The sequence below is a fragment of the Pseudoalteromonas sp. MSK9-3 genome, from assembly GCF_003590335.1.
In the GTDB taxonomy this organism is placed as follows: domain Bacteria; phylum Pseudomonadota; class Gammaproteobacteria; order Enterobacterales; family Alteromonadaceae; genus Pseudoalteromonas.
Genome location: NZ_MIET01000051.1, coordinates 1 through 3,479, shown reverse-complemented (window position 1 = coordinate 3,479; position 3,479 = coordinate 1). Strand labels below are relative to the sequence as shown.

The 3,479-nt window shown below is 40.6% G+C and carries 5 protein-coding genes and 1 pseudogene; 1 reads left to right on the top strand and 5 read right to left on the bottom strand.

What is annotated here, in order from left to right:
- Positions 1-120: transposase family protein (locus BGP78_RS20165; protein ID WP_147386052.1), on the bottom strand; the 120-nt coding region annotated here is incomplete at its 3' end.
- A 307-nt stretch (positions 121-427) separates the two neighbouring features.
- Between BGP78_RS20165 and BGP78_RS20160 the strand changes: the two genes are divergently transcribed.
- A complete protein-coding gene (locus tag BGP78_RS20160; protein ID WP_119863083.1) occupies positions 428-1,087 on the top strand; it encodes a DUF1826 domain-containing protein in 660 nt (219 codons plus the stop codon).
- A gap of 29 nt (positions 1,088-1,116) precedes the next feature.
- On the opposite strand, the gene BGP78_RS20155 is transcribed toward BGP78_RS20160, so the two are convergent.
- The 4 genes and pseudogenes from BGP78_RS20155 to BGP78_RS22995 all read right to left on the bottom strand — a co-directional run.
- Positions 1,117-1,884 (bottom strand): SDR family NAD(P)-dependent oxidoreductase, encoded by a 768-nt coding sequence (locus BGP78_RS20155; RefSeq protein ID WP_119863082.1) that lies wholly within the window; start codon positions 1,882-1,884, stop codon positions 1,117-1,119.
- A gap of 237 nt (positions 1,885-2,121) precedes the next feature.
- The gene (locus BGP78_RS20150) at positions 2,122-2,550 is read right to left on the bottom strand and encodes an NUDIX hydrolase (RefSeq protein WP_119863081.1); all 429 of its coding nucleotides are present in this window, start codon (positions 2,548-2,550) and stop codon (positions 2,122-2,124) included.
- A gap of 235 nt (positions 2,551-2,785) precedes the next feature.
- Complete coding sequence (locus tag BGP78_RS20145; protein ID WP_119863080.1) at positions 2,786-3,265, bottom strand: GNAT family N-acetyltransferase; 480 nt, start codon at positions 3,263-3,265, stop codon at positions 2,786-2,788.
- A gap of 66 nt (positions 3,266-3,331) precedes the next feature.
- Positions 3,332-3,479, bottom strand: a pseudogene (locus tag BGP78_RS22995) (IS5/IS1182 family transposase); the annotation flags it as partial.

Below are 3,479 nucleotides of genomic sequence, written 5' to 3'. Positions count from 1 at the left end.
TCCTGAAATAACAGCACTCACAGTTAAGAATATGATATCAAAGAGCTTGTGAACGACCTTACCTTGTTGGCGAGGGTCATCAATTGATTCAAAATATTCTAGAAAAAGAGGATCAGACATAAAAGTAGCAACCTAAAAAGACGTATAAGATCATACTTTTAAGTCAAGGTAAAGTTCGTGATCTTGCCCTGGGGTATAAACCACTTAAATGTACCAGTCAAAGTATAAAAGCAGAATAATAAGCGATAAATATGACCAATATTTTTACGATTATAGCAATAGACTATTGATTATTTACTCGCCAGTAATCACAGAGCAAAATGTTTGCTACGCAGTCTTAGAACAGCGATGTGACTCATAACAAAATTCTTTTCATCAATAACGTAAAATGTTAAATTGATACAATATCACATAACAAAACAAATTTATGAACAGTCACCTTCAAGCTCAAAATCACCACCCACTTCCTACACAATATGTTATCGATGATACAGCCAATGTCCTCGGCGAAATTTATAAAGATGACACATCTCTCGTTTGTTATTGCCAACGCGCACCTTGGGCGCTTTCTCGAGCTGCACATAGCTTTGCAAAAAACCAAGACGGTGAAGTATTAAAATATCAAGGTAAAATAGACCTTGAACTCACCACAATACTTAGAGATATATTTTGCCACAGTGCACATGGCAACCTCATTGTTAATCATATAGAGCTGATGCTAACTATGTTCGATGCTCTTTTTGAACCAAAGGAAATTGGCTTACGAGTTATTTCCTGTCAAGAAGCCCACAGCCCTGCATTTCATGAAAACAAGATGGTTGCTAGAATGACGTCAAGCTTAGGCGGAAGCGGAGAACGCTGGATCGAACGTAAATATGCACAATATTACCCGCTAGAAAAAGGGCAAATTTCTGCACAACTCAAAGCACCTCACACAAATTATATTAACAGCTTATGTGATGGGGATATCGCTATTTATAAAGGTACGAATTGGCTAGATCATGAACACAGCGCGCTCATAAGTGCATCTCCTGAGTTTATTGAAGGAGATGCCAAATTGTGTACATATATTGATTTTCTTGACTAAATTATCATCCTCTCAGGCTGTGGTCTAATTTACACGATATTTATCCCAGCCAAAGTACCACCATCAAGCGGCAATGCGACGCCAGTTATGTAGCTGGCCTGCTCTGATGACAGCCATAATACTGAAGATACAATCTCTTCGCAGCGTGCAACACGACCAATCGGCTGTAACTTAGCTAAATGCGCTTTCATATCATCAGGCATCGTTGCGAGCATTGGCGTGTCTACGCTCGCAGGACAAATACAATTAACCCGTACACCGTACTCAGCACTTTCTAGCGCTGCCATTTTGGTTAATCCCACAACACCATGCTTTGCCGCGCAGTATGGCGCATCAGCGCCCTTTGCAGCGCTAAGCCCAAGTACCGATGCATTGTTTATTATGTTACCAAAGCCCTGCGCGTGCATTAACTTTAATTGTTCACGTAAGCACAGCCACGTCCCTTTAAGATTAATATTCTGCACTTGATCCCACTGCTCTGCAGTGCAGTCTGTGACAGATGCCATCACGCCAAAACCCACATTGTTAAATGCAATGTCTATGCATCGCCACTGGGCCTGTATTGTCTCAAAAACAGATAGAATAAAGGCTTCATCTGCAATATCACCCGCAAAGCTCAGCACCTCACAGTCCAGAGACTCTTCCAGTGACACGAGCGCATATTCGTTAATATCTAGCAGTGCCAACTTTGCCCCTTGCTGAGCATAAGCAAGGGCAGTTGCTTTTCCTATACCCGAGGCTGCGCCACTGATAAATACCACTTTATCTTGAAATGGAGCTCGTGGGTGATTTGACATACGCTATCGCTATATTAAAGGTATTGAAAGTGTTTCTATTTCAACATCTATCAAGGTAGATTTATAGGGTACTTTAGTGATCATAAGTATTAATTCGGTAATCATAAGCATTGATAAGCTATTAATTATATAAAGAAAATAAGAATATTCCTGATTGGACAAGTACTGTACATTACCCTTATGTAACGATCCGTCAGACTCTAACGTATCTTGTCATTTTCCTCCGCCAGCATTGCTTTATAGCACGCTCAAAAGTTGTTTCGCATCACCGTGTTCTTTCAGTAAATTAACTAAAGGCAAGAACAGGGGTTTTGGCAGTGCATCCATGTCAAACCATTGCCATTTCAGACACTTTGTTGGCTCCATAATATGTGCTTGACCCTGCTCACTTTCACCCAACATAAATAATGTTACATAATGCTTGTTTTCCAACTCAAAGATATCGTTGGTAAAACCTATCTTTTTCACCGTATCCAATGTTAAACCGGTTTCTTCATACACTTCACGCGCTGCACACTGCTCAGGGGTTTCAGTAAAATCTAAATGCCCTCCAGGCGTTGCCCAAGTTTGGGCCCCATGGGCACCAATACGCTTACCGAGCAGTATTTTTCCTTCACGTACAATGATCACTCCAACACCGACCCGCACTTCCTCTTTATTACCCATATTTACTCTTCGCCATTATTTTCTCCCAATTTTAACAAGCTTTTGTTTCACATTACTATTACTCTACTAACTTGCTGGAAAAAATGTAGGTTTTGGTTGTTTTTTATCAGTGAGTAGTTCAAGAGTTACGCGCATCATTGGGATAGGCTGACCGCTCACGGGGTTTACCATCAAAACACCGTATAATCAATTTTCAAGCATGCCTTGTTCCCCCAACTACATCCGCACCCCATATCTATCCGTTTAATGTAAACGCATATTGGTTATTTAGCTTGCCGTACAATTCGAGTGACTCTATTCGTTCAAACCCCAACTTAACAAGTAACTTATTGGAGTTGATATTGGTCGGTGAGACTACTGCCAACACCTTTTCTAAACCATGCTTCGATAACTCATATATCAATACTGCTTTAGCCGCTTCATATGCATAACCCTTGCCCCAGAATTGTGGTAATAATGCGTAACCCAAATCGGCATAAGGCAATTCGTCGCGTTTAAGGAGCCCACACATACCAATTGGTGTGCCACACTCTTTTAAAGTAACTAAGGTGAGCCCAAAGCCAAAAGTAGCATAACTTGCCATTGGCCCTGAGCGCAGGTACTGCTGTGCATCTGCAATCGTGTGCACATTTTTATCCGTAATGTTCTTAATAAATGACTCTTCATTCAATAGCTGAATTATAAAATCAGCATCAGCGAATGAAAAAGGCTTCATCAGTAACCGCGCACTTTCAATCGGCCTTGTTGATCAAATAGCTAACTCCTAATCAACTTCTCAGTTTTAACTCTGTTGCTGATATTTGGGCATACCTAGCCCAGTCATTTTATTTATTGCCTTCACTTTAATCATCGTTTCTGTATGCTGACTATTGAATTGACGACTTTTTAGCTTATCACCCATTAATTGTTTAAAACGATACATCGCTGTC

Excerpts from the sequence above, each read along its gene's own strand:
- BGP78_RS20160 (WP_119863083.1), top strand. The coding sequence starts at position 428 with ATGAACAGTCACCTTCAAGCTCAAAATCACCACCCACTTCCTACACAA.
- BGP78_RS20155 (WP_119863082.1), bottom strand. The coding sequence starts at position 1,884 with ATGTCAAATCACCCACGAGCTCCATTTCAAGATAAAGTGGTATTTATC.
- BGP78_RS20150 (WP_119863081.1), bottom strand. The coding sequence starts at position 2,550 with ATGGGTAATAAAGAGGAAGTGCGGGTCGGTGTTGGAGTGATCATTGTA.
- BGP78_RS20145 (WP_119863080.1), bottom strand. The coding sequence starts at position 3,265 with ATGAAGCCTTTTTCATTCGCTGATGCTGATTTTATAATTCAGCTATTG.